The following is a 22,793-nucleotide window of genomic DNA, read 5'->3' on the forward strand; positions in this document are numbered from 1 at the left end:
CGTGATTCCGTTTTGTCACATCTTGTGTCCAGACTGCCCGGTCATCCAGGCCGCCCGGCAGCCGATGTGAAGGAGAGCCGGATGAACCGACAGTTCCCGGCTGCGGCCGGTACCGCCGCGGTCCTGGCGGCCGGGCTGCTGATCGGTTGGAACCCGCCGCCCTCGGCCGCCCAGCAGACCCCCGGCAGCTGGAGCGCCGAGCGCGGCGCGGTGCTGCCCTCCGGGCTCTCCGTCCGACTGGACTTCTCCGCCGACCCCGGGATGTCGGTCACCGCCGGCCCGGGGAAGCTGGCGGACCGCGCCGGCGGCGGCCGTTCCCGCACGCTCTACGCCGACGGACTCCGGCCCGGAGATCCCGCGCAGTCCTTCCGGATCTCCGAGGACCGTCCGCAGACGGACGGTTCCTGGCGCACCGTCGGAACGCTCCGGCTGGCCTTCTCCCGGGCCGTCCGCAATCCCCGGCTGCACCTCAGCGGGCTCGCCGGAATCACCACCGGGAAATCGGGTTCCACCGGCACCGCGACCAGACTCGTCCTGACCGGCGGCTCACCGGCCGCCCCCACCCTGGTCAACCGCACCGACTGGCCCGGCTGGACGGTCGACGGCAACACACTCGCCCCCGCCCGGGCCGACGGCGGCGCCGACGGCGACCCCGGCTCCGCCGCCGAGGGCAGCCTGGAGCTGGCCGGGACCTTCCGCACGGCGGTGTTCCGGGTCGAGCGGCGTTCGACCGCCCGGGCCGGTTCCACCACCGCCCCGGCCCCGCTCACCCAGGCTTACACGGTCACCCTCGACGAGGGGGTCGGCACCGCCCCGCAGGGTTACGGCAACGCCTCCCACCTGCTCTCCGACCTCTACCTGGGCGGTGACGCCGCCACCCAGGGGGCCAAGGCCGACGGGCGGCCCGGCTGGCTGTTCCGGCGGTCCGACGCCGGGCGGGCGGACGGCGGCACCGGTGGCGGGGACGGCGGGACGGGCGGCGGGGACGGGTCCACGGGCGGCGGCAGCGGGGAGGGCGGCGGGGCCAATCCGCCACCGCCGCAGCTCCAGCCCGGCCGGGGCGAGTACCAGGGCGCCGACCCGGCCGTCGGTTACCCCGCCGAGGCGGCGATCGGCCACGACTACCGGCTCACCGTCCCGGTCGCCGTCGGCGACTCCTCCGCCACCCTGGCCGGCTGGGTCGACTTCGACCGCGACGGCCGCTTCGACCCCACCGAGCGGGTGCAGACCGAGATCGCCCCCGGCGAGCGCAGCGCCTCGCTGGACTGGACCGTCCCCGCCGACGCGGCCTCGGGCGAGACCTGGGCCCGGCTGCGGATCGGCCGGGACGCCGCCCAGCTGGTGCCGGCCGGCGGCTTCGCCGACTCCGGCCAGGTCTCGGACCAGCGGATCAGGCTGACCGTCGGGGCCGCCCGCCCGGAGATCGCCGAACCGGTCGACGGCACCACCCTCGCCGACGCCCGACCCCGGTTCGCCGGCGAGGGCGCGGTGGCCGGCGCCACCGTCGAGATCCGCGAGGGCGACACCGCGCTCTGCCGGACCAGGGTCGCCCGGGGCGGCGACTGGTCCTGCCGTCCGGACACGGCGCTGGCCCCGGGCCCGCACAGCCTCACCCCGGTGGAGACCACCGGCGGTGGCGTGGTGCTGCGCGGCGAGCCGGTGCGGATCACCGTCAAGACCGCGCCCCCCGGCGCTCCGGTGCTGACCCTGCCCGAGTTCACCAACGACCCGGGGCTGCAGCTGACCGGCACGGGTGAGCCGGGCAGCACCGTGACCGTGGTCGACCGGTCGGCCGGAACGCGCGAGGGGGCCGTCGGGGGCGGCGGCTCCGGCGCTCAGGGGACCGACCTGTGCAGCACGGGGGTCCGGGCCGACGGCGGCTGGTCCTGCCTTCCGGTGGAGAACCTGGCGGACGGTCGGCACCGGCTCACCCCGACCGCCGCCGACCCCGCCGGGAACCGGACCCCGGGCCGGGCGGTCGAGCTGGTCGTCGACACCGTGCCGCCGGACCGTCCGGTGCTCACCGCGCCGACCGCCGGGGAGACCCTCCGGGTCGCCAGGCCCCGGCTCGCCGGGAGGGCCGAACCCGGGGCCCAGGTGCTCGTCACCGCGCGGCCGGAGCGCGCCGCCGAGACCGCGCGGATCGTCGCCTGCGGGACGACGGCGGCCTTCGACGGCAGCTGGGCGTGCACGGCGAACCGTGATCTGCCGGTGGGGGAGCAGTGGCTGGTCGTCACCGCGACCGACCTGGCGGGGAACGGGACGGCGGCGGAGGCCGTGGCGGTCACCGTCGCTCCGGCGGGCGGGGCGGTCACGCCCGCGCCCACGCCCGCGCCGGAGGCCACGCCGGACGTGACTCCCACGGCGGCGCCGTCGGTGACTCCCGCGGTGACCCCGTCGGCGACTTCCGCGGTGACCCCGGCTCCGACGGCGAGCGCTGTCCCGACGCCTTCGGTGACGCCCACGGCGGTGCCGGTCGTGCCGTCGGCCTCGCCGTCCTCGGCCGAGCCCACGACATCCGCGCGTCCCACGCCCGCGCTCTCCCCGTCCCCGACGGCCTCGCCCTCGGTGCCGGTGTCGCCGACCCCGGTGGTGCCGTCGACCCCGTCCGTTCCCTCCACTCCTTCGGTGCCGTCGCCGACCGTCGCCGAGCCGGTCCTCGATCCTGTCCTCGTCCCCGTCCCGCCGGGGATGCTGCCGATCGTCGTACCGCCGGTCACGGAGGTGGTGGGGGCGCCGGTGGCGGCCTCGCCCTCGCCGGCCGCGGCGCCGGTGACGGTGGCTCCGGTCGCCGGCGGTCCGTCCCCGGCCGCGTCCGTCCCGGTTCCGTCCACGCCGTCCACGCTGTCCACCCCGTCCCCGACGGCCCCGCCCTCGGTACCGGCCCCGCCCTCGGGACCGGTGTCGCCGACCCCGGTGGTGCCGTCGACCCCGTCCGTTCCCTCCACTCCTTCGGTGCCGTCGCCGACCGTCGCCGAGCCGGTCCTCGATCCTGTGCTCGGTCCGGTCCCGCCGGGGCTGCTGCCGGTCGTCGTACCGCCGGTGGCTGCTTCGCCGTCGCCGTCGCCGACGGCGGCGCCGGTGGCGGTGGCTCCGGTCACCGGCGGTCCCTCCCAGGCCGTGTCCCCGACCGCTTCCGCCCCGACATCCCCGAGCCCGAGCGTGAGCCCGAGCCCGAGCCCGAGCCCGAGCGTGACCGCATCCGCGAGCCCCGCCCTCACCGCTGTCCCTACTCCCACGGCCACTTCCACCACCGCCGCGACCCCGAGCCCGACCGCGACGGCGGCCGCCGTCCCGGCCGGTGCGGACCCGGATCCGGCGGACGTCTCCGCCCCGGACCGGGACCGTTCCGACCGGGCCCGGGGGCCGGCCGCCCCGCCCGAGCGCGGACAGCAGCGGGCGGCCGAGCCGGTGGACCCCTCGTCGCCGGTGGCTGCCGACCGGCAGCGGTCGGACGCCTGGCGCGGTGCGTTCGCCGGGATCCTGCTGGTGCTCACCGGGATCGGGCTGATCACCCGTCGGGTGCTCGCCCGGGGTACCGGGGCCAGGCGGCGCTGAACCGCTCCCACCATCCGCTCATGTGCCTGCGCGTCAGCTCCGGCTTCGGATGATTCGTCAGGAAATGTCGACACACATAAGCTCAAATGTCGCATTTGATGACGTATGAACTTAGCCTGACTCTGGCACTGCCCGTCAGATCCGGGCCGCCCGTTGCGCGACACACTGAACCTGAGGATCCGTGCATGGACGTCACCCGCGACTCTTCGCAGCGACCCGACCACCTGCCCAAGGCCCTTCCCCCGGCACTGCCGGAACGTTCCGCCTCCGGCTCCAGCCCGCTCGCCAAGGTGTTGCGGACGTCCGGACCGGCCGACAGCGGTCCACCGACCACTCCGCTCGCGGTCCTCCCCGGGCCCGCCGGATCCTCCGCCGATCCGCGCGATCCGCTGGAGGCGGCGGAGCCGGCCGCCCGCACGGTTCAGGTGGCCCCGCCGCCACTACCGGTCGGGGACCCTTTCCCGGTCGCGGAGGCGGTCCCGGCCGGGACGCCGGCCGCCGCCACCTCGCGCCGGCCGCCGCGCGCCGACCAGGCGCTCCGCGAGCGGAACGCGGCCGGCCTGCCCGGCTGGCTCGCGCTGCTGGCGCTGCTGCTCGGCGCGGCCGCCGTCCTGCTCGTACTGGTGCGCGACGGAGTCGTCCCGCACTGGGACGCGCTGCCCGATCTGCGCGCGGACGCCGTCCGCGCCAGTGGCCGGGCCGAGGTGACCACCCGTTCGGTCGCCGCCGTGACCGCCGCCGGGCTGCTCGTCGTGCTGGCGCTCGCCGGGTTGCTGGCCAACGCCGGCGGCGAGACCCGGGTGCTCACCCGCTGGGGCCGCTACCGGGGCACCGTCCGCCGCACCGGCCTGGTCTGGGTGAACCCGCTGCTGCGCCGTCGCCGGGTGGACGTCCGGCTGCGGCACTGGCGCAGCGAGCCGGCCAAGGTGGTCGACCGCACCGGGACGCCGATCGTGGTCCGGCTGCTGATCGTGTGGCGGGTCAAGGACACCGCCCGGGCGGTGCTGGCGATCGAGGACCACGAGAGCTATCTGCGGGAGCAGGTCCAGGCGGTGCTGACGCGGACCGCCTCCATCCTGCCCTGCGACAGCAACGCGGCTCCCGGACCGGCGCTGCGCGACGGCCAGTGGTTCGCCGACGAGTTGACCCGGGCGCTGGCCGCCGAGGTGGCCCCGGCCGGGCTGGAGGTCTACTCGGCGCAGCCGCTGGCGCTGGACTACGCGCCGGAGGTGGCCGAGTCGATGCGCCGGCGCCGGCTGGCCGATCTGGACGCGGGCCTGCGCACGGTGCTGGTGGACGACGCGGTGGAGGCGGCGGCGCTCGCGGTGCGCCGGCTGGAGCGGGCCACCGCGCACGAGCTGGACGAGGCCGCCCGGAGCGCGCTGATGGAGCACCTGCTGGTCGCCTTCGTCGCCCCGGCCGGAGTGGCCGCCTCGGTACCGCCCCCGGCCGCCCGGGCCGGGCGGAAGGAAGGACGACCGGCATGAGGATAGCCAGCGGCACGGACGTCGGCCTCGCGTTCGCGGAGGGGACCGCCGACGGGTTCGCCGAGCTCGACGCGTTCGACGGATTCGGCGGTGTCGACGCCGACCGGGGCACCGAGGGCCAGGACGGTTTCGAGGGCCTCGACACCCAGGACGGTTTCGAGGAACGCCTCGGCGGCGCGGGCTGCGGCTGCCCGCACTGCGCGGCCCGGCCGCGCACCGCCCGAACGGCTCGGCCGTCCGGGGGCGCCCGAATACACCGGGCGGTGCGCACCGCCTGCCTGGCCACCACCGTGCTGGCCGGTGCCGGGGTGGTCGGACTGACCGCCGGTGCCGGGGCCGCGCAGGCGGCGCCGGGCAAGCAGGGCTGGGACGGTTCCAAGTACTGGTTCAAGAACGCCCGGGGCGAGTGGCGCTGGACCGGCCACTACAGCGTGTACCTGAAGGCCGTGGGCGGCTCCGGCTCCTCGCCCTCCGCCGGTGGCCTGTCCACAGCCGTTGTCCCGACCGGCTCCACGGGTTCCACCGGCTCGACCGGCTCGACCGCGCCCACCGCGCAGCCGGTCGTTCCCGAGGCAGCCGTCCGGTCCGCCGGACCGCGCCAGGGCTGGGACGGTTCCAGGTACTGGTTCAGGAACGCCCGGGGCGAGTGGCGCTGGACCAGCCACTACGACATCTACCTCGACCGCACCGGCGGGTCGGGCGGCGGGACGCAGACCCAGGACCGGATCCCCTCCGCGGACCGGGCGGAGTCGGTGATCGGCTACGCGCTGGCCCAGCTCGGCAAGCCCTACGTGTGGGGCGGCGACGGTCCCTCCGGCTACGACTGCTCGGGGCTGGTGCAGCAGGCCTTCCGGCGGGCGGGCGTCAACCTGCCGAGGGTGGCCGACGACCAGTACGCGGCGACCACCCCGATCGCGCAGGACCGGCTGCGCCGGGGCGACCTGCTCTTCTGGTCGGACAGCGGCCGGGCCTCGGGGATCCACCATGTGGGGATCTACCTGGGCGGCGGGAAGTTCGTCGAGGCGCCCCGGCCGGGGAAGACCGTCCGGGTGTCGGTGATCAGCAGCGGCTTCCTGCCGACCCACTTCGGCCGCCCGTGACGGCGGCGGCCCGCGTCGTCCACAGCCTGTGGACGACGCGGGCCGCGGGGGCGACGGTCAGGCGGAGGCGTCGTCCAGCAGCGCGATCTGCGCCGGGGTGAGCTCCAGCGCGGCGGCGGCCAGCAGCGGCGGGAGCTGGTCGACGGTGCGGGCGCTGGCGATCGGGGCGGCGACGGTCGGCCGGGCGGCGAGCCAGGCCAGGGCGACGGTGGCGAGCTCGACCTCCTGCTCGGCGGCCACGGTGTCGAGCGCCTCCAGGACCTTGGGGCCGCGCGGGCCGTCCAGGTAGCGGCCGGCCCCCTCGGCGCGGGCGCTGGTCACCGAGGTGCCGCCCGGGCGGTACTTGCCGGTGAGGAAGCCCGAGGCCAGCGCGTAGTAGGGGACGGTGGCGAGGCCGTGCGCGGCGACCACCTCGGCCAGCGGGCCCTCGAAGGTGCCGCGGGAGACCAGGTTGTAGTGCGGCTGGACGGCCACGTACTTCGCCAGGCCCTCGCGCTCGGCGAAGGCCAGGGCCTCGGCGAGCCGCTCGGCGCCGATGTTGGAGGCGGCGACGGCGCGCACCTTGCCCTCGCGCACCAACTCGTCCAGGGCGGTGACGAACTCCTCCACCGGGGTGTCGTCGTCCTGGTGGGTGTAGTAGAGGTCGATGTGGTCGACGCCGAGACGGCGCAGGGAGCCCTCGGCGGAGGACTTGATGGTGGCCGCGCGCAGCCCGCGCGCCTCGGGGTGCAGCCCGACCTTGGTGGCGACCACGACGGAGTCGCGGTTGCCGCGACTGCGCAGCCAGTTCCCGATGATCGTCTCGGACTCGCCGCCGGTGTTGCCCGGGACCCAGGAGGAGTAGGTGTCGGCGGTGTCCACGAAGTTGCCGCCGGCCGCGGCGTAGGCGTCGAGGACGGCGAAGGACTCGGCCTCGTCGGCGGTCCAGCCGAAGACATTGCCGCCGAGGGAGAGCGGGAACACCGAGAGCTCGGAGTCACCGAGCTGCGCGTAACGGGGGGCGTCGCTGCGGGAATCGGTCATGGTCCGAGTCAACCCGATCGGTGGGGCGGGCATTCCGGGGTCGTGGGGGACTTCACATGCTTGTCGCACTGTCGTAGTGCGGAGACCGGGTGTCGGGGCGGTCCGCGGATTCGTTAGAGTCCCTGCCATGGCTGACAACGACTACGACCCCGCCGGCAGCACCCAGATGTTCCGGGCCTTCGTCGACGAGACCCCGGCACCCCAGGCGCCGGGCTCCGTCAACACCTACGGCGCCAGCGGCGGCCGTACGGGCAAGATCGCGGCGATCGCCGTGGCCGTGCTCGTGGTGGTGGGTGCCGTCATCTGGCTGGCGGTCAAGTAACCCTCGTGGCTGCTCGCCTGGCGGACCGGCGGCCGCGCGGCCGCCGTCCCTGCGTCAGCAGGGCTTCCGCCAGGCGTCCAGTTCGAGCTTCTTCTGCATCGAGCTGAAGCCCAGGGCCTTGGTCTTGGCGCAGAACCGGTCCGTGCCGAGCTTGTACTCGACGTGGAACACCGCCTTGCCCGCCTGGATGAAGGGCGAGAGCCGGCCGCACTCGTCGAACTGGGCGCACTCCTCGTTCACCGCGAAGTCGAAGTCGCCCAGCAGGGCGGGGACCTGCTCCAGGTCGTTCTTCAGGCCGATCGCCAGGCCGCGGTCGTGGGCGAGCCCGGCGAGCATGCGGTTGTAGCGGAGCTGGTCGTCCGGGGTCAGCGGGAAGCCGCTCTTCTGGTTGTACGCCTCGATGGTGTCGGGTTCGACGGCGTCGAAGCCCTTCTGCCGGCACATGTCGAAGCGGGCCGCCATCAGCGGCTTCAGCTGGTCGAGCTTGCGGATGTCGAACCACTTCTCGCCCTTCCAGCCGTTGCTCGTGCCCTGGAGGGCCTGGGAGAAGGCGGCGGCGTCGGGGCGGAAGTCCTCCCAGGAACCGGCGTTGATGTAGCAGATCACCTTGCGGCCCTTGGCGTGCAGCGCGGCGACCACGGAGGCGTCGGTCTCGAAGCCGTCGATGTCGTAGACCGGGACGTCGACGGACTGGTCGACGCCGCCGCCGAGTTGCCACTGCCAGGCGAGGCCGGGGGTGGGCTGCCAGCGGGCCCCGGCGGGGGCGGCCGGGGTGCCCGGCGTGTTCGGGGTGCCGGGGGCGGCCGGAGTGCCGGGGGTACCGGGTCCGGTCGGGGTGCCGGGCGTGACCGGGTGGCCCGGAGTACCGGGAGCGCTGGGGGTGCCCGGCACGGAAGGCGTGCCCGGGGTGCCGGGCGGGACCGACGGGGTGCCGGGGGCCGGCGCCGTCGGCGAGCCCGGGTCGGCGGGGGAGGACGGGGCGTCCGGGGTGCCGGGAGTGCCCGGGACGGGGGCGGCGGTGGCCGCCGGGGGCTGCGCGCCGGTGGCGTCGGCCGAGGGGTCGTCCTCGTCCTCCGAACCCGAACTGCTGCACGAGGTCGCCAGCAGGGCGACGGCGGTGGCAAGGGCGAGGGCGGCGGCCAGGGGCCGGGTGCGGCGGGTCACGGTGCTCGAACTCCGAGTGGGGTCAGGTGGGTTCGGTGACGGGCCGACCGACGGTCAGCTCGTGCGGCAGGGTGCGCCAGGGGTTGTCCCCGGTGCCCGGTACGGCGCAGCCGACGCCGGCCCGGCGGGCGGCGATCAGTGCGACCGCCTCCCCGGAGCGTTCGACGGGCACGTCGTAGACCAGGTGGCAGAACCGGGCGGCGGCGTGCCGGCCGGTCCACAGCGGCAGGGCCAGCTCCTGGTACGCCGACCAGTCGCCCTCGAAGGTGACCAGCAGGTCGGCCAGGCCGACCTCGGCGTAGCCGGGGTCCGGGTGGTCGCCGTGGCCGAACACCACGGTGGTGCAGCCGGCGGCGCGGGCCGCGGTGGCGAGGCGCCGGTAGTGCGGCAGCGCGCCGGGCGCGGCCGACACCTGGTCGAGGTAGACGCCGGTGATGCCGTGGCGCTGACGGTAGGTCAGGATGTCGTTCACCACGGCGGCGTGCGGCCGTCGGCCGTAGTCGGTGTCGGCGTAGCCGAGCAGCGGCAGGCCCGCCTCGCGGAGTTCCTCCGCGGCCTCGGCGAACACGTGGTCGGGGTCGCCCGGACCGTCGGCGAGGTTGAGCACGACGGCGGCGATCCGCTTCGGGTCGGCGGCGGCGACCGCCTGCCAGGCCGCCGGGTCCACCGCGGGGTGGACGTACAGCGGCACCAGCAGGCGGCCGTCGTGGTGGCTCGCGCCCGTCATGCGGTGACCAGCGGTTCGGTGGAGAGCCAGAGGTCGCGCAGGGTCTCGTCGAGCCCGGTCTCCGGGTGCCAGCCCAGTGCCGCGGCGGCGGCCGACACGTCGGCCTGCTGCCAGGACACGGCGGCCGAGCGCTCGGAGCCGGCGCCGCTCTCGTCGATCCGGCCGGCGAAACCGGCCGCCGCGACCAGGCCCTCGGCGATCGCCCGGACCGGCCGGGCCTGCCCGGAGGCCAGGTTGAGCAGCCGCGGCAGCGGACCCTCGGCGGCCACCGCGAGGGCGACCGCGCGGGCGATGTCCCTGGCGTCGACGAAGTCGCGGTGGGCCGAGAGGTCCCCGACCCGCACCACCCCGTCGGTGCCCTCCGGCGCGGCCCGGCGCAGCTCGGCGGCGAGCCGGCCGGGCAGCGAACCGGCCGGGGCGCCGGGGCCGACCGGGTTGAACACCCGGAGCACCACGGCGTCCAGCGGCGAGCCGGCCACCGCGAGGGAGCCGGCCAGCTTGGTGGCGCCGTAGACGCCGACCGGTCGGGCGTCGGCGTCCTCGGCGAGCGAGCTGCCGGGGGCGCAGACGCCGTACTCGCCGGCCGAGCCGATGTGCACCAGCCGGGCCTTCGGGGCGCCCTGTTCGAGCGCCTCGCAGAGCACGGCCGGGCCCCGGGCGTTGACCTCGGCGAGCTTGACGGCGCTGCCGGCCACCGCACCCGCGAAGTTGACCACCGCGTCCGGGGCGTGCGCGGCCAGTTCCTCGCCGAGCGGGCCGGCCTGGGCGGTGGCCAGGTCGAGCCGCAGGTCGTGGTCCGGCCGCCGTCCGGCGGTCAGGACGGTGGCACCCGGCAGGGACCGCAGGGCGGTGGCGGCGTGGCGGCCGAGGAAGCCGTCGGCGCCGAGCAGCAGGATCCTCACGCGGCCCGTCCGTCGTTCTCGGGGCCGGTGGGCACCGCGGCGGCCGACTGGCCGTCGGCGGCGTCGACGGCGGTGCGGGCGGCGGGGACCGACCGCTCCTGGCCGTTCGGCACCGCGTACAGGCCCTCTCCCGCGACGGGACCGGCGGTGGCCGGCTCGTCGGGGAGCAGCAGCGAGCGGTTGAGCGAGAACTCCGCGTTCGCCCGGTCGTAGTCGTCCGGGCGGCCGATGTCGAGCCAGTAGCCGTCGAACTCGTAGGCGGACGGCGGGGTCTTGGCGGCGAGCAGGTCCAGCACCAGCTCGTCGAAGCCCAGCGGCAGCCCCGGGGTGTACTTGGCGAGCGCGGCGCGGGAGACGCCGTACACGCCCATCGAGACCCGGTAGTCGATGCTCGGCTTCTCCTGGAAGCCGGTGATGGCACCGTCCTCGGCGGTCAGCACGCCGAAGTCGATCTTCACCTGGCGGGCGTAGGTGGCGATGGTGAGCGGGGCCCCGGACGACTCGTGGTGCTTGAGCACCCCGGCGAAGTCCAGGTCGGTGAGGACGTCGCCGTTCATCACCAGGAAGTTGTCCGGCAGCCGGTCCTGCATGGTGAGCAGCGGACCGAGGGTGCCGAGCGGGCTGTCCTCGACGGCGTAGCCGACCCGCAGCCCCCACTGGGAGCCGTTGCCGACGTAGGCGCGGATGATGTGGCCGAGGTGGCCGATGGCCAGGGTGACGGTCTGGAAGCCCGCGGCGGCGAGCTGGCGCATCACGATCTCCAGGATCGCGTGCTGGTCGCCGATCGGGACGAGCGGCTTGGGAAGCGCGGTGGTGTACGGGCGGAGTCGGACGCCCTTACCGCCGGCCAGGATCACTGCGTGCATGGTGGTTCCCCCACGGAAGTCGATGCGACAAGGGACCTTCGGTGCCGGGAGCGGCCGGAAGGCGGGACCGGGTCAGACGTTGTAGATGTCGGTCTTGTAGCGAGCCAGGTTCGACGGGTCGCGGAAGAACTCGATGGTCTGCTCCAGCCCCTCCTCCAGGGAGTACTGCGGGGTCCAGCCGGTGGCGGCGCGCAGCCGGGTGGCGTCGGCGACCAGGCGCATGACCTCGGAGTTGGTCGGGCGGATGCGCTGCTCGTCCTCCTTGACCGTGACGTCGACGCCCATCAGCTTGCCGACCAGGGAGACCAGGTCACCGACCGAGATCTCGCCGCCGGTGCCGGCGTTGAAGGTGCGGCCGACGACGGACTCGGCGGGGGCGGTGCCGACGGTGCGGAAGGCCAGCGCGGTGTCCTTGACGAACATGAAGTCACGGGTCGGGCGCAGGTCGCCGAGGGTGATCTCGGTCTCGCCGGCCGCGAGCTGGGCGATCACGGTCGGGATGACGGCGCGCATCGACTGGCGCGGGCCGAAGGTGTTGAACGGGCGCAGGGTGACGACCGGGGTCTCGAAGCTGGCGTGGTAGCTGTCGGCCAGCCGGTCCCCGCCGGCCTTGGAGGCGGCGTACGGGGACTGGGTGTTGATCGGGTGGTCCTCGGAGATCGGCACGGTCTGCGCGGTGCCGTAGGTCTCGCTGGTCGAGGTGTGCACCAGACGGGGGATGTCGAGGTGGCGCACGGCCTCCAGGACGTTCAGGGTGCCGGTGACGTTGGTCTCGATGTACGAGTGCGGGGCCTGGTAGGAGTACGGGATCGCGATCAGGGCGGCCAGGTGGTAGACCGCCTCGGTGCCCTTCACCAGGCCGTTCACGGAGCCGGGGTCGCGGACGTCGCCGAGAACGATCTCGACGGAGTCCAGCACCTCCTTGGAGAGGGTCTCCAGCCAGCCGAAGGACGAGAACGAGTTGTACTGGACCATCGCGCGGACATGGTGCCCGTCGGCGACCAGGGCCTCGACGAGGTGGGAGCCGATGAAACCCTCGGCTCCGGTGACGGCGACGCTGCTCATGGTGATTCGCTTCCTGTGTCTTTCGGGGACGTGTACTGCACGGACCGGCCGGGTGTGGTGACGGTGGTGACCCGGCCGGAGGTGGTTCGGTCGGTGCTGGTTCCGTGGTGCGCTGTTCAGCTGTTCAGCGGTGCCGGTTCAGCGGGCCCCGCATCAGCGGTGCTTGGTGGTGCGGCCGAGCACGGGCCCGGCGAGGGCGGTGAGGACTGCCGCCGCGGCCCCGCAGCCGATCAGCTGCAGGACGGTCGGGTCCGCACCGGTCAGCAGTCCGGCGCACTCGGCGCCCGCGGCTGCCAGACAGATGAGGGCGGTGCTCCAGCTGAGCCCGAAGGCGTTCAGCAGCAGCGCCAGCCAGAGCGAGCCGCCCAGCAGCAGCAGCGCGCCGAGCTCCGGGACGCCCAGCGCCGGGGCGCCTGGCCAGAGCACGGTGGCGGCGGCGTCGAGGGCGGCCACGGTGGTGAGGTAGATGAAGAGGCAGCCGAGCAGCACACCGCCGGTGCGGCGGGCGAACTCGACCGGGGTGTGACTGGTGCGCAGCGCGGCCACGGCCATCGCCCGGTAGCGGAAGAGCAGCCACTCGGCGAGTCCGAGGCTCAGCGTCAGGGCGATCATGGCCGGCCCCGTCGGGCTGGTCGAGACGCCCTCGGCGCTCCCGGTGCGCACCGCCTGGTGCACGGTGACACCGAGTCCGGCGATCAGGGTCAGGGTGCCGACCGCGAGGCCGAACAGCAGGTGCGGGAGCTCCTTGAACAGCGGCAGCCGCAGCGGGACCGGTTCGGCCTCGCCGCGTCGGCAGCGCAGCAGTTCCCGGGCGGCGAGCCAGACCGCGAGGCCGAGCGAGGCCAGCAGCACCGCGGTGCGGACGACCTGCGGCACGTCGACGGCGAGCACGACGCCCGCTCCGACGGCCGACGGTGCCAGCGCCAGCAGCAGGAACTTCTCCCGGCCGAGCACCAGCAGCACGGTGGCCGCCGCGAGGTAGCCGGACTGTCCGGCGGCGAAGCACAGCGCGCCCAGCGGTCCGCCGACGACATAGCCGGCGACGGCCGCGGTCAGCGCGCCGAGCGGCGCCCCGATCGCCAGGCAGGCCGCGGCCGACCGCCGCCGCCCCCGGCCCAGCCAGGCGTAGGAGCGGTGGGCCAGGGCCTGGTTCCAGGACCAGCTGACCAGGGTCGCGACGGACAGCGCGAGCATGCCCGAGGGCAGTCCGAAGCGCATCCGGTCGGCGGCGAAGAGGTTGGCGCCGAGCAGGTAGCCGAGGCCGGGCAGGGCGAACACCAGGCCGCGCACGACGCACCGCCAGGGGTCGGCCCGCCAGGGGTTGGCGAACTCGGCACTCGGTCCGGGGTAGCGGCGCTCGACCCGTTCGAACAGCTCCTCGGCGAGGGTGAAGGAATCGGGGCGGCCGTACAGCAGGGCCGCCTGCTCGTCGGAGAGGCCGTCGGACTCCAGGATGGCCGCGATCTCGTAGGGGTGGACCGCGTCCGCGCAGATGTCGCGCAGCCGCTCGGCGAGCTCGTCCAGCGGGTCGGCGGAGAGGTCGAGCTGCTCCGGCACCGGTGGGCGCTGGGGCGGCAGGGTCGGGCGGCGTCGCTTGAGCGGCAGCACCCGCAGCTGGACGGTCTCGTCGACCGCCTCGCCGGGAACCAGCCGCAGGGGCCCGCTCATGCGGTCACCTCGCGATACGCGCGCCGGTCGATGATTCGCTCGGTGCCCTCGCTCATGCGGTCACCTCGCTGCGCTCCTGCTCGGCCGCCTGCTCCCAGTCCGGGTCCGGCGGGCCGTCGGTGACGGCGACCACGCCCTCGGGGAGCCAGCGGGCGGTGCCCAGCAGCTCGGTGTAGATGCCGCGGAAGCCGTCGATGTTCTGGCGGAGGGTGAACTGGTCGATCACCCGCAGCCGGGCCTGCTCGCCGAGCCGGGCCCGGCGCTCCGAGTCGCGCAGCAGCTCGATCGCGGCCGCGGCCATCGGCTCGGGCTCGCGCGGGGGGACGACCAGGCCGGTGTCGCCGACCGCCTCGCGCACACCGCCGACGTCGGTCGAGACGGTGGCGCGGCCGCAGGACATCGCTTCGATCAGGGTGAACGGGAAGCCCTCGCTGATCGAGGAGAGCATCACCACGTTCCCGGCCGCGTACGCGTCGGTGATGTCGGCGACCCGGCCCTCGAAGACCACCGAGTCCCCGGTGCCGAGTTCGGCGGCCAGCGCCTCGCACTTCTCGCGGTACGCCTCGCCGCCCTTGGGGGTGCCACCGAACAGCCGCAGCCGGGCGTCGGGTATCTCGCGCCGGACGATCGCGAACGCGCGTATCAGCGTTTCGAGGTCCTTGATCGGGTCGACCCGGCCGGCCCAGCTGAGCGTCGGGGTCTCCGGCTCGGGACCGGCGGGCGGGAAGGCCGCCGGGTCGACGCCGTTGTACACGGTGCGGATGTGCGTGGAGGGCGTGCCGCCGCGCTCCTCCCAGCGCCGGTTGTACCGGTTGCCGGGGGTGACCAGCGCGGCCCGCCGGTAGCTCTCCTCGGCGAGCATCCGGTAGAAGCCGAGCAGCAGCGCCTTGACCGGCCAGCGGTACGGGCCGGTGCGGTAGCCGAGGTAGCGCTCGCGCAGGTAGATGCCGTGCTCGGTCAGCAGAAACGGTACGCCGTACTGCTGGGAGGCGATCAGGCCCGGCAGGGTGGCGAGGCCGCCGCTGGCGGCGTGCGCCACGCCGTCGCGCGGCGGCTCGACCGAGAGCGGCCGCAGGGCGTGCTCCAGCAGGTCGGTGGCGTTCAGCGCGTCGTGCATGGTGGGCCGGGAGACCGCGGTGGTCAGGTACTCGCGGGTCCACACGTGCTGCAGGGTGCGCAGGGCGCGCTCGCTGCGCAGCGCCGGGCTGAGCAGCCCGCGCCGGGCGAGGTCGGCGAAGCCGTACAGCTCGGTGCCGAAGTGGGTGGTGTAGACCGGGTCCAGGATGGAGTGCAGGAAGCGCTCGTACGCGTTGAGGAAGCGGCGCATGTCCTTGCCCCGCGGTGCCTTGCCCTCCGAGGCCGGGCCCCACAGCGGGGCTGTGGTGACCGACCGCACGTTGGCGGGCAGCTCCCAGGCCAGTGCTTCGTGTCCGGTACCGGTGACGGCGATGATGTCGAACTCGACGTCCGGCATGCCCTGTACGAGTTGGTCGCACCAGACACTCACACCGCCGTGCTGGTGCGGGTACGTCCCCTCGGTGAGCAGGGTGACGCGCATTCCTGTCCCCCCTCCTGTTCTTGCCTCAAGCTCCCGGCCGATGCGGCCGGTGGGTGGTGCCGGTGGCGGGCCGGGGGAGCCGACCCGCCACCGGGTTCACCTGTCTAGCGGGTGCCGGACGTACCGGCGGTCTTCTTGACGGGTTCGGCCTTCCCCCCGGAGGCCTTGCCGTGCTGTGCGGTGTCGCCCTTGCCGGCGGCCTTCCCGGTGGTACCGGTCGCCTTACCAGCAGTGGTACCAGGAGCGACGTTCTTGCCCGCCACCGGGGCCCCACTACCGGGGACCAGGGTGGGCGCGTCGGTGCGGTCGGTGTCGCCCGGACCGGCCGGGACGGCGTCCGCGGTGCCCTGCGGGACGACCTTGGTGTCGGCCGGGGCCGGAGCCGCGACGGACTTGGCCGCGACCGACGGGCTGACCGGAGCCGGGGCGGCCGGCGCGGCCGGCAGCTGCAGCTGGACGGCGCTCTGCAGCTGGCCGGGCTTGACCCAGCCGGACAGCGAGCCCGCGTAGGCGGTGCCGAAGGCGGCGGTGCCGATCGCGAGCTGCTGGACCGTGCCGGTCGGCATGGTGGCCTGGACCTGGACGCCGGACGGGGCGCTGACCCGGACCGCGTTGCCGACGCGGTAGGCGGTGACCTGGCCGTTGCTGACGGCGCTGCTCCAGGCCGCGCGGCGCTGGAACTCCAGACCGAGGTCCTTCTGCGCCAGGTTCACGACCGGGGTGTTGTCGGCGTGCAGCGAGCGGTAGGTCGAGAGGACCTTCTCCAGCACCGGGTAGACGATCCGGTCCTCGGACAGGTTCGACTGGTGGATGAAGTGCGGCCGCGGGTCGTTGTTCAGCACGTGGCCGAGGTCGATCCGGGCCTCCAGCGGCACGATGTACGACTGGTAGCCGGTGTTCACGTCGAGCGGGGTCGGCAGGCAGGTGGAGTTGGCGTTGTTCTCGCAGACGCCGCTGCCACCGTTGGCCGCGCTGGTGTAGATCCAGTTGTACTCGTCGGTCTCCTCCTTCGCCGTGGCGGCGTTGTAGAAGACGTTCATCGGGTACCGCGGGACGGTCAGCGCCGCGCCGACGGCCCGCTGGGCGGGCTCGCGGGAGGCGTCGCTGGCGGTCCACTTGACCCCGTTGGCGGCCAGCGACGGGGCCAGGTACGGGTTGTCGCTGGTCTCCTGCGGGGCGGTCAGCAGACCGGAGTGCTCGCCGGTGACGAGCTCGGACTTGTCCAGGGCCAGGCCCCGGGCGGCCGCCCAGTCGAGGTTGTTCTTGATCTGGGAGGTGATGGTGGCCTGGTCGACCCAGACGGTGCTGCCCGCGGCGTTCTTGGTGCACTTCCACGGGACCACCGAGACGTCCTGGAGGCAGCCCAGGTACGGGTGGGTGTAGGTGTGGTTGACCCAGCGGTAGCTGCTCTGGTCGGCGATCATCTGGTCGACCACCGGGTCGGTGGTCGTCTCGTGGTCGGCCTTCCAGTCCTCGCTGCCACCACCGTTGAACACCATGTCCATGGTGAAGTTGTGGTCGAGCTGCCACTGCTTGGCGAACTGCGCGTCGGCGACCGTCATCCGGATCGGGTTGGCCGTCTCCGGGGTGCCGGGCGGGCAGGTGACGTCACCGGGGGTGCACTTCAGCACGGTGTCCCAGCGGTCGTCGGCCAGGAAGACGTCGTCGACGTGGGCCGCGAAGTAGTTGCGGTCGTAGCCGAGGTGGACGCCCTGGGTGATCCAGTCGACGATGCCTCGGGCCAGCAGCCGGTACTGCTGCTGGTACTGGTTGTAGACGAAGGTGACGACCAGTTCCTTGCGGCCGTCGTGGGCGTACTCGCCGACCAGCGAGCCCTTGGCGGTGCTGCCGGGTATCGGCACCTCGACCAGCGGCGTGAAGCTGGAGCCGGCGGGCAGGTCGGTCCTCGGAGTGGACAGGTAGCCGTAGCTCTCCGAGATGGCCGGGTCGTTGTCCTCGAAGGGTATGGTGCCCTTGAGGTACCCGAACGATCCGCCCAGGCCCGAGGCGGTGACCTGGCCCTGGAAGCCGTCCAGGGTGCCCATGTAACCCGGGTTGACCGCCCAGTTCAGGCCGACGTCGGGACGGGCGTAGGTGTAGGCGTCGACCTGACGGACACCGAACGCCGCCTCGTACGCGGCGATCGCGGCCATCTCGGCCGAGCCGGCCGTGAACGGGTTGTCGTTCGGCAGGACGATGCCCTGGTACTTGCCGCGCGGCTGGCCGTTCAGCGTGTCGCTGAGGAAGGCCGCGTCGATCACCGGACGGCCGGCGTCGTTGAGATCGACGAGCTTGTACGGGGTGCCCTGGCTCTTGAGCTCGGCCGCGATGGCGGCCGTGGCCGGACCGCCGTCGCTGATCACCAGCACGGTGAGGTCGATCCGGGGCGTAGTGGTGGCGCCGTGCGCGAGGGACGACTGCAGGCCACCGGCCAGCAGAACGGCTGCCGCGCAGGCGGCAACTCTTCGGGTCGCTCGACCCATGTTGTCTTTCCTCCCCTGGGCAGGGCGCTCCGCTGCTCGCGTTCACCTGCCCGTAGCTGTTCGAGGGCAGCAGGCTGCCCGCCGCCCATCCTGGTGGAACTTGCGTTCCTGGCGGGACCGAATGGGCAGGAGTGCAGCGAATCTGTTACCAACGTTCATGGTCGGGCCATGAGGGCGCTGATTGTGGCCGAAACCGTGCCGACTGCGCAAATAATCAATTAAAAATTAAAGCCTGGAACCGAGCGTTACCGCTGCTCACCCATCGTGTGAGCCGACGGATGAACCGGACCCTACACTGGCCGCGTTGCCCGTGACACTCTTGCACATCCTGCCGTTTTGATGGGCAGGTTCATGCAATATCGCTCACGGTTGTGCCATGTCACCGTCCGAATATCCAATGGGGGGCGCAGCGTGACCGATCAGCCGACCGGGGCCGCCGATTTCCCGGCCGCCCGCAGCCTGGGCCTGTTCGGTGCCGTGAACGCCCGCGACCTCGGCGGCTACCGCACGTCCGAGGGGCTGGTGCTCCGGGCCGGCGTCGCGCTGCGCAGCGACGGCCTGCACCGCCTCACCGACGAGGACCTCGGGCGGCTGGCGGGGCTGGGCCTTCGCCGGATCGTCGACCTGCGCAGTCGGGACGAGGTCCGCGAGGCCGGGGCGGACCGGACGGCCGACGGCATGACTCTGCATCACCTGCCGGTTTTCGCGGCGGACTTCGACATCCACGCGACCCTGCGCTCGGCGCTGTCCGAACCGGACCCGGCCGGGCAGCGCGCCCTGCTCGGCGACGGGCGCGCCGGGGCGATGATGACCGGCCTCTACCGGTGGTTCGTCACCGATTCCATTGCCCGCGAACAATTCGCCCGGGTGCTGAGGCTCCTGGCCGAACCGGGTGCCTCGCCGCTGCTGTTCCACTGCTCGGCCGGAAAGGACCGGACGGGGTGGACGGCGGCGGTACTGCTGACCGCTCTGGGGGTGGACCGGGAAACGGTGTTCACGGATTATCTGCTTACCAACGAGCGTTCCGCCGCCGTGGTCGGGACCGTCCTGGAGAGTCTGCGGGTCCGCGGTCTGATGAGCGAGCCGGAGCTGCTGCTTCCGGTCTTCCGGGCCGAGCGGCACTACCTGGCGGCGGCCTTCGAGGAGGTCGGGGCCGGCTGGCCGGACTTCGACGCGTTCTGGGTGGACGGCCTCGGGCTGGACGCGGGCGTGCTGGCGGGCCTGCGGGCCAATCTGCTGGAGCCCGGCGCGCCGTCGGACCTCGTGGCCCCGGTGGGCGCGACGGCCCCCCGGGCGGCCGCGGAGCCGCCCCTGGGCGCCGGCGCGCCGGAGGCCTGAGCCGGCCCCCGGCCCACTGCCCGACGGCCGGCCCGGCTCAGCCCTCGGTGGTCAGGCCCGCGCGCAGCTGGGTGAGGGTCTTGGTGAGCAGCCGGGAGACGTGCATCTGGGAGATGCCGATCTCCTCGCCGATCTGGGACTGCGTCAGATTGCCGAAGAACCGCAGCATGATGATCCGGCGCTCGCGCGGCGGCAGCTTGGCCAGCAGCGGCTTGAGCGACTCCCGGTACTCCACGCCCTCCAGCGCGAGGTCCTCGTAGCCGAGCCGGTCGGCCAGCGGGCCCTCGCCGTCCTCGTCGCTCGGGCTGGAGTCCAGCGAGCTCGCCGTGTAGGCGTTCCCGACCGCCAGGCCCTCCACCACGTCCTCCTCGCTGACGCCGAGGCAGGCGGCCAGCTCGGCGACGGTCGGGGAGCGGTCGAGCCGCTGGGCGAGCTCGTCGCCGGCCTTGGTGAGCGCCAGCCGCAGCTCCTGGAGCCGCCGGGGCACCCGCACCGACCAGCTGGTGTCGCGGAAGAAGCGCTTGATCTCGCCGACCACCGTCGGCATCGCGAAGGTCGGGAACTCGACCCCGCGCTCCGGGTCGAAGCGGTCGATCGCCTTGATCAGGCCGATGGTGCCGACCTGGACGATGTCCTCCATCGGCTCGTTGCGGCTGCGGAACCGCGCCGAGGCGTAGCGGACCAGCGGCAGGTTGAGCTCGATGAGGGTGTCGCGGACGTAGGTGTGCTCGGTGCTGCCCGGATCGAGGGCGCCCAGCCGCACGAACAGCGAGCGGGAGAGCGTCCGGGTGTCGAGTCCGGAGGCCGGCGCTCCGGCGTCCGGCGCGGCTCCGGTGTCCGCCGCGGCCCCGGGGCCCGGCGGCGTCCCGACGTCCGGCGCCGTTCCGGAGTCCGGTGCGGTCCCGGCCCGCTGGAGCGGGATCTGCGCGGCGGAGGCCGCTTCAGCGTGGATCTCCGCAGTGCCCAGGTCTCCGGACATGCACCCACCCCCTCGTGACTGACGGTCCAACGGGTGCCGCCGGGGGAACGTTCCCGTGCTCCCGGCCGGCCCTCTTCCCCCCTCCATACCGGCTCACGCTCCCCGGCAAACCCGAACGTCGCAAGATGTCACGCGGTGGTGACGCCCCGTTGTCGGGCCGTGACGCGGCGGGCCGGTCACTCGTCCCAGGAGTTGCCGGTCCTGAGCCTGGTCAGGATCCGGGACAGCAGCCGGGAGACGTGCATCTGGGACATCCCCAGCTCGGTGCTGATCTGCGACTGCGTCAGATTGGCGAAGAAGCGCAGCATGACGATCCGTCGCTCCCGCTCGGGCAACTGGACCAGCAGGTGGCGGACCATGTCCCGGTGCTCGACCTCGGCCAGCGCGGAGTCCTCGTAGCCGAGCCGGTCGAGCAGGGCCAGGCCGCCCTCGTGCTCCTGGGCGGCCTCCAGGGAGGCCGCGTTGTAGGCCCGCCCGGCGTCCAGGCAGGCCCGGACGTCCTCCTCGGGGATGCGCAGGCTGGCGGCGATCTCCGGCACCTTGGGAGTCCGGCCGTGGGTGACGGTGAGCTCCTCCATCGCCCCGCTGACCTGCACCCAGAGCTCCTGGAGCCGGCGCGGGACGTGCATGGTGCGGACGTTGTCGCGGAAGTAGCGCTTGATCTCGCCGAGGATGGTCGGCAGCGCGTAGGTCGGGAACTGCACGCCCCGGCCGGGGTCGAAGCGGTCGATGGCGTTGATCAGCCCGATGGTGCCGACCTGGACGACGTCCTCCATCGGCTCGCTGCGGCTGCGGAAGCGCGTGGCGGCGTACCGGACCAGCGGGATGTTGACCTCGATCAGCGCGGCCCGGACCCGTTCCCGTTCGGGGGCTTCGGGAGGCAGCTCGGCCAGCCGCTCGAAGAGCACCCGGGTGAGGGTCCGGACATCGACGGTGGGACGTCCGCCGGGCCCGCGCAGGCCGTCCGGGCGGAGCTCTCCGGCCGGGCTGATCACGGTGGCGAGCACCTCGTCGTCCGGTGCGCTCCCTGGTGTCCGCACGGACACGTCACCCCTCCCAATGTTGACAACGGTGGGACCTGCGGACCGGGTGCCCTTTTTCGTTCCTCACCTCACCATGTCCGGCAAAACCGGTCATAGCATCACAAGGCGGGCGCATGTCGGGCAAGTACCGCGCAGAGGTGTGTTGGTGCGGAGCCCGGTGCCGGGCGGTCCCGTGGGAGGGGTGGGCCGGGGACGGTTCCTGGACAGAGCAAGGCGCCCCGCCCGGGTGTCGGGCGGGGCGCCGCGGGCCGTCCGGGGGACGCGCCGGCCGGGGCCGGGGCCTCCGGAGGAGGGCCTGCCGGGGTCAGACCTCGATGTCGGCGATCACCCAGGTGGCGAACTCGCGCCACTGGGCGGCCGCGGCCTGGTGGGCGGGGTGGGTGAGGTACGCCTGGAGGGCGTCACGGTCCTCGACCAGGCTGTTGATGGCGTAGTCGTGGGCGATGTCGCGGTCGGTGGTGTTCCAGCCGCACTCCCACTCGCGCAGCTCGGGGACGACCGGGCCGAGCCCGGCGAAGGCCTCGGCGCCGGCGAGCGCGCGCTCGTCGTCCTTGCTGACGCCTTCGTTGAGCTTGAACAGGACCAGGTGGCGGATCACGGTGCCGCTCCTCGCGGACGGGGTCGGATGTCGGGCCCACCGTAGCCGGTGGGTCCCGGACTACTTCACCAGGCCGGTCATGAACGTGCCGATCGCCTTGGCGGCGTTGGAGATGCCTTCGAAGCCCAACTGCACCAGCTCGGCCGAGCGGGCCGGTGAGGTGATGATCGTGTAGAGCACGAAGATGAGCAGGAGGACCATTCCGATCTTCTTCGCCTGCGCCATCCGGTGACCTTCCTCCCTGCCGTGGGCCGCCGCCGTTCGGTCCCCGAGCGGCCCGTGCAACGGGCAGCTTATCCACCCGGACGGTCTATCAAGTGTGCGACGCGTTCACCCGGCGGGACGAAGGTCCCCGGGACAGGGGCCTTTCTCCGGGTGCCGCGGCCCGTCGCGGACGGCAGGATGGTTGATGTACCGAGGGATCTGGCAGGAATCACCGGTACATGGATCCGGAGCCCCCGCTGTGGGACCGGGCGCCGCGACTTCCCCCCGACGCGGCTCCCGGTTGTGGGACTCCGCCTGGGGGAGCGGTCAGTCCCCCCGAGCCGCTCCCCCCTTCCAGGCTCCGTACTCGACAGGCGTTGGTGGTCATCGGCCGACGGGTACGGAGCCCTTTTTCGTGCCCGGACGCGGACGCCCGCCCGCGTCCGCGTCTGTGTCTGCGTTTGCGTCCGGGGAAGCCGGGTCCGGGGAGTCCCGCCCGCTCCCGGCGGGCGGGAACGCCCTGCGGTGCGCGGGAACGCCGAGAGCCCGTCCGGATCTCCGGACGGGCTCTCGGTCTGGCTGGCGGTAGCGGTGGGATTCGAACCCACGGTGAAGTTGCCCCCACACACGCTTTCGAGGCGTGCTCCTTTGGCCGCTCGGACACGCTACCGAGGGGAACTCTACCGGACGGGTGGCGCGGGAACGAAA

General features: G+C 73.6%; 17 protein-coding genes, 1 tRNA gene and 1 pseudogene. 5 read left to right on the plus strand and 14 right to left on the minus strand.

The window, feature by feature from the left end:
- Nucleotides 1-81 precede the first annotated feature (81 nt).
- The 3 genes from ACW14Y_RS22140 to ACW14Y_RS22150 all read left to right on the plus strand — a co-directional run bounded on the left by ACW14Y_RS22140 (nucleotide 82) and on the right by ACW14Y_RS22150 (nucleotide 6,145).
- Nucleotides 82-3,558 carry an Ig-like domain-containing protein gene (locus tag ACW14Y_RS22140; protein ID WP_456983087.1) on the plus strand — a complete coding sequence of 1,159 codons (3,477 nt, stop codon included), beginning with the start codon at nucleotides 82-84 and terminating at the stop codon, nucleotides 3,556-3,558.
- 185 nt (nucleotides 3,559-3,743) lie between these two features.
- Nucleotides 3,744-5,045, plus strand: a complete 1,302-nt coding sequence (locus ACW14Y_RS22145) for an SPFH domain-containing protein (protein WP_456983089.1) — start codon at nucleotides 3,744-3,746, stop codon at nucleotides 5,043-5,045.
- Complete coding sequence (locus ACW14Y_RS22150) at nucleotides 5,042-6,145, plus strand: C40 family peptidase (protein WP_456983091.1); 1,104 nt, start codon at nucleotides 5,042-5,044, stop codon at nucleotides 6,143-6,145. Before ACW14Y_RS22145 ends, ACW14Y_RS22150 begins: the two co-directional genes overlap by 4 nt.
- 57 nt (nucleotides 6,146-6,202) lie before the next feature.
- Here ACW14Y_RS22150 and ACW14Y_RS22155 read toward each other — a convergent pair whose 3' ends face one another.
- Nucleotides 6,203-7,168 (minus strand): aldo/keto reductase, encoded by a 966-nt coding sequence (locus tag ACW14Y_RS22155; RefSeq protein ID WP_380310069.1) that lies wholly within the window; start codon nucleotides 7,166-7,168, stop codon nucleotides 6,203-6,205.
- Nucleotides 7,169-7,295: 127 nt separating this feature from the next.
- Between ACW14Y_RS22155 and ACW14Y_RS22160 the strand changes: the two genes are divergently transcribed.
- Nucleotides 7,296-7,490, plus strand: a complete 195-nt coding sequence (locus tag ACW14Y_RS22160) for a hypothetical protein (protein WP_380310068.1) — start codon at nucleotides 7,296-7,298, stop codon at nucleotides 7,488-7,490.
- A 54-nt stretch (nucleotides 7,491-7,544) separates the two neighbouring features.
- On the opposite strand, the gene ACW14Y_RS22165 is transcribed toward ACW14Y_RS22160, so the two are convergent.
- The 8 genes and pseudogenes from ACW14Y_RS22165 to ACW14Y_RS22200 all read right to left on the minus strand — a co-directional run bounded on the left by ACW14Y_RS22165 (nucleotide 7,545) and on the right by ACW14Y_RS22200 (nucleotide 17,923).
- A complete protein-coding gene (locus ACW14Y_RS22165; protein WP_380310066.1) occupies nucleotides 7,545-8,654 on the minus strand; it encodes an endo alpha-1,4 polygalactosaminidase in 1,110 nt (369 codons plus the stop codon).
- Between the two features lie 22 nt (nucleotides 8,655-8,676).
- The gene (locus ACW14Y_RS22170; protein ID WP_380310064.1) at nucleotides 8,677-9,381 is read right to left on the minus strand and encodes a spherulation-specific family 4 protein; all 705 of its coding nucleotides are present in this window, start codon (nucleotides 9,379-9,381) and stop codon (nucleotides 8,677-8,679) included.
- Nucleotides 9,378-10,283, minus strand: a complete 906-nt coding sequence (locus ACW14Y_RS22175) for an NAD-dependent epimerase/dehydratase family protein (protein ID WP_380391013.1) — start codon at nucleotides 10,281-10,283, stop codon at nucleotides 9,378-9,380. The genes ACW14Y_RS22170 and ACW14Y_RS22175 overlap by 4 nt, the downstream gene beginning before the upstream one ends.
- 164 nt (nucleotides 10,284-10,447) lie before the next feature.
- A pseudogene (locus ACW14Y_RS22180) lies at nucleotides 10,448-11,149 on the minus strand (nucleotidyltransferase family protein); the annotation flags it as partial.
- A 72-nt stretch (nucleotides 11,150-11,221) separates the two neighbouring features.
- Nucleotides 11,222-12,214 (minus strand): SDR family NAD(P)-dependent oxidoreductase, encoded by a 993-nt coding sequence (locus ACW14Y_RS22185; RefSeq protein ID WP_380310060.1) that lies wholly within the window; start codon nucleotides 12,212-12,214, stop codon nucleotides 11,222-11,224.
- Between the two features lie 153 nt (nucleotides 12,215-12,367).
- The gene (locus tag ACW14Y_RS22190) at nucleotides 12,368-13,882 is read right to left on the minus strand and encodes a hypothetical protein (protein ID WP_380310058.1); all 1,515 of its coding nucleotides are present in this window, start codon (nucleotides 13,880-13,882) and stop codon (nucleotides 12,368-12,370) included.
- A 52-nt stretch (nucleotides 13,883-13,934) separates the two neighbouring features.
- Nucleotides 13,935-15,440 carry a GT4 family glycosyltransferase PelF gene (gene pelF, locus ACW14Y_RS22195; RefSeq protein WP_380310056.1) on the minus strand — a complete coding sequence of 502 codons (1,506 nt, stop codon included), beginning with the start codon at nucleotides 15,438-15,440 and terminating at the stop codon, nucleotides 13,935-13,937.
- A 104-nt stretch (nucleotides 15,441-15,544) separates the two neighbouring features.
- Nucleotides 15,545-17,923, minus strand: a complete 2,379-nt coding sequence (locus ACW14Y_RS22200; protein WP_456983096.1) for a hypothetical protein — start codon at nucleotides 17,921-17,923, stop codon at nucleotides 15,545-15,547.
- Nucleotides 17,924-18,334: 411 nt separating this feature from the next.
- On the opposite strand from ACW14Y_RS22200, the gene ACW14Y_RS22205 reads away from it, so the two are divergent.
- Entirely contained in the window at nucleotides 18,335-19,261 is a 927-nt protein-coding gene (locus tag ACW14Y_RS22205) for a tyrosine-protein phosphatase (protein ID WP_456983098.1), read from the plus strand.
- Between the two features lie 37 nt (nucleotides 19,262-19,298).
- On the opposite strand, the gene ACW14Y_RS22210 is transcribed toward ACW14Y_RS22205, so the two are convergent.
- From ACW14Y_RS22210 to ACW14Y_RS22230, 5 genes are all read right to left on the minus strand, one after another.
- Nucleotides 19,299-20,240: an RNA polymerase sigma factor SigF gene (locus tag ACW14Y_RS22210; protein ID WP_380310050.1), complete on the minus strand. Its 942-nt coding sequence runs from the start codon at nucleotides 20,238-20,240 to the stop codon at nucleotides 19,299-19,301.
- A 176-nt stretch (nucleotides 20,241-20,416) separates the two neighbouring features.
- The gene (locus ACW14Y_RS22215) at nucleotides 20,417-21,286 is read right to left on the minus strand and encodes an RNA polymerase sigma factor SigF (protein WP_380391018.1); all 870 of its coding nucleotides are present in this window, start codon (nucleotides 21,284-21,286) and stop codon (nucleotides 20,417-20,419) included.
- A 301-nt stretch (nucleotides 21,287-21,587) separates the two neighbouring features.
- The gene (locus tag ACW14Y_RS22220; RefSeq protein ID WP_456983101.1) at nucleotides 21,588-21,881 is read right to left on the minus strand and encodes a Dabb family protein; all 294 of its coding nucleotides are present in this window, start codon (nucleotides 21,879-21,881) and stop codon (nucleotides 21,588-21,590) included.
- A gap of 60 nt (nucleotides 21,882-21,941) precedes the next feature.
- Nucleotides 21,942-22,082, minus strand: a complete 141-nt coding sequence (locus ACW14Y_RS22225; RefSeq protein WP_266271863.1) for a hypothetical protein — start codon at nucleotides 22,080-22,082, stop codon at nucleotides 21,942-21,944.
- Nucleotides 22,083-22,665: 583 nt separating this feature from the next.
- Nucleotides 22,666-22,755 (minus strand) — tRNA-Ser (locus ACW14Y_RS22230).
- Between the last annotated feature and the right edge of the window lie 38 nt (nucleotides 22,756-22,793).

The organism is Kitasatospora sp. cg17-2 (assembly GCF_054031055.1).

Bases quoted from the DNA above. Each gene is read 5' to 3' on its own strand.
- ACW14Y_RS22150 (WP_456983091.1), top strand. From the start codon at position 5,042: ATGAGGATAGCCAGCGGCACGGACGTCGGCCTCGCGTTCGCGGAGGGG.
- ACW14Y_RS22140 (WP_456983087.1), top strand. From the start codon at position 82: ATGAACCGACAGTTCCCGGCTGCGGCCGGTACCGCCGCGGTCCTGGCG.
- ACW14Y_RS22200 (WP_456983096.1), bottom strand. From the start codon at position 17,923: ATGGGTCGAGCGACCCGAAGAGTTGCCGCCTGCGCGGCAGCCGTTCTG.
- ACW14Y_RS22190 (WP_380310058.1), bottom strand. From the start codon at position 13,882: ATGAGCGGGCCCCTGCGGCTGGTTCCCGGCGAGGCGGTCGACGAGACC.
- pelF (WP_380310056.1), bottom strand. From the start codon at position 15,440: ATGCGCGTCACCCTGCTCACCGAGGGGACGTACCCGCACCAGCACGGC.
- ACW14Y_RS22185 (WP_380310060.1), bottom strand. From the start codon at position 12,214: ATGAGCAGCGTCGCCGTCACCGGAGCCGAGGGTTTCATCGGCTCCCAC.
- ACW14Y_RS22170 (WP_380310064.1), bottom strand. From the start codon at position 9,381: ATGACGGGCGCGAGCCACCACGACGGCCGCCTGCTGGTGCCGCTGTAC.
- ACW14Y_RS22155 (WP_380310069.1), bottom strand. From the start codon at position 7,168: ATGACCGATTCCCGCAGCGACGCCCCCCGTTACGCGCAGCTCGGTGAC.
- ACW14Y_RS22225 (WP_266271863.1), bottom strand. From the start codon at position 22,082: ATGGTCCTCCTGCTCATCTTCGTGCTCTACACGATCATCACCTCACCG.
- ACW14Y_RS22160 (WP_380310068.1), top strand. From the start codon at position 7,296: ATGGCTGACAACGACTACGACCCCGCCGGCAGCACCCAGATGTTCCGG.
- ACW14Y_RS22210 (WP_380310050.1), bottom strand. From the start codon at position 20,240: ATGTCCGGAGACCTGGGCACTGCGGAGATCCACGCTGAAGCGGCCTCC.
- ACW14Y_RS22145 (WP_456983089.1), top strand. From the start codon at position 3,744: ATGGACGTCACCCGCGACTCTTCGCAGCGACCCGACCACCTGCCCAAG.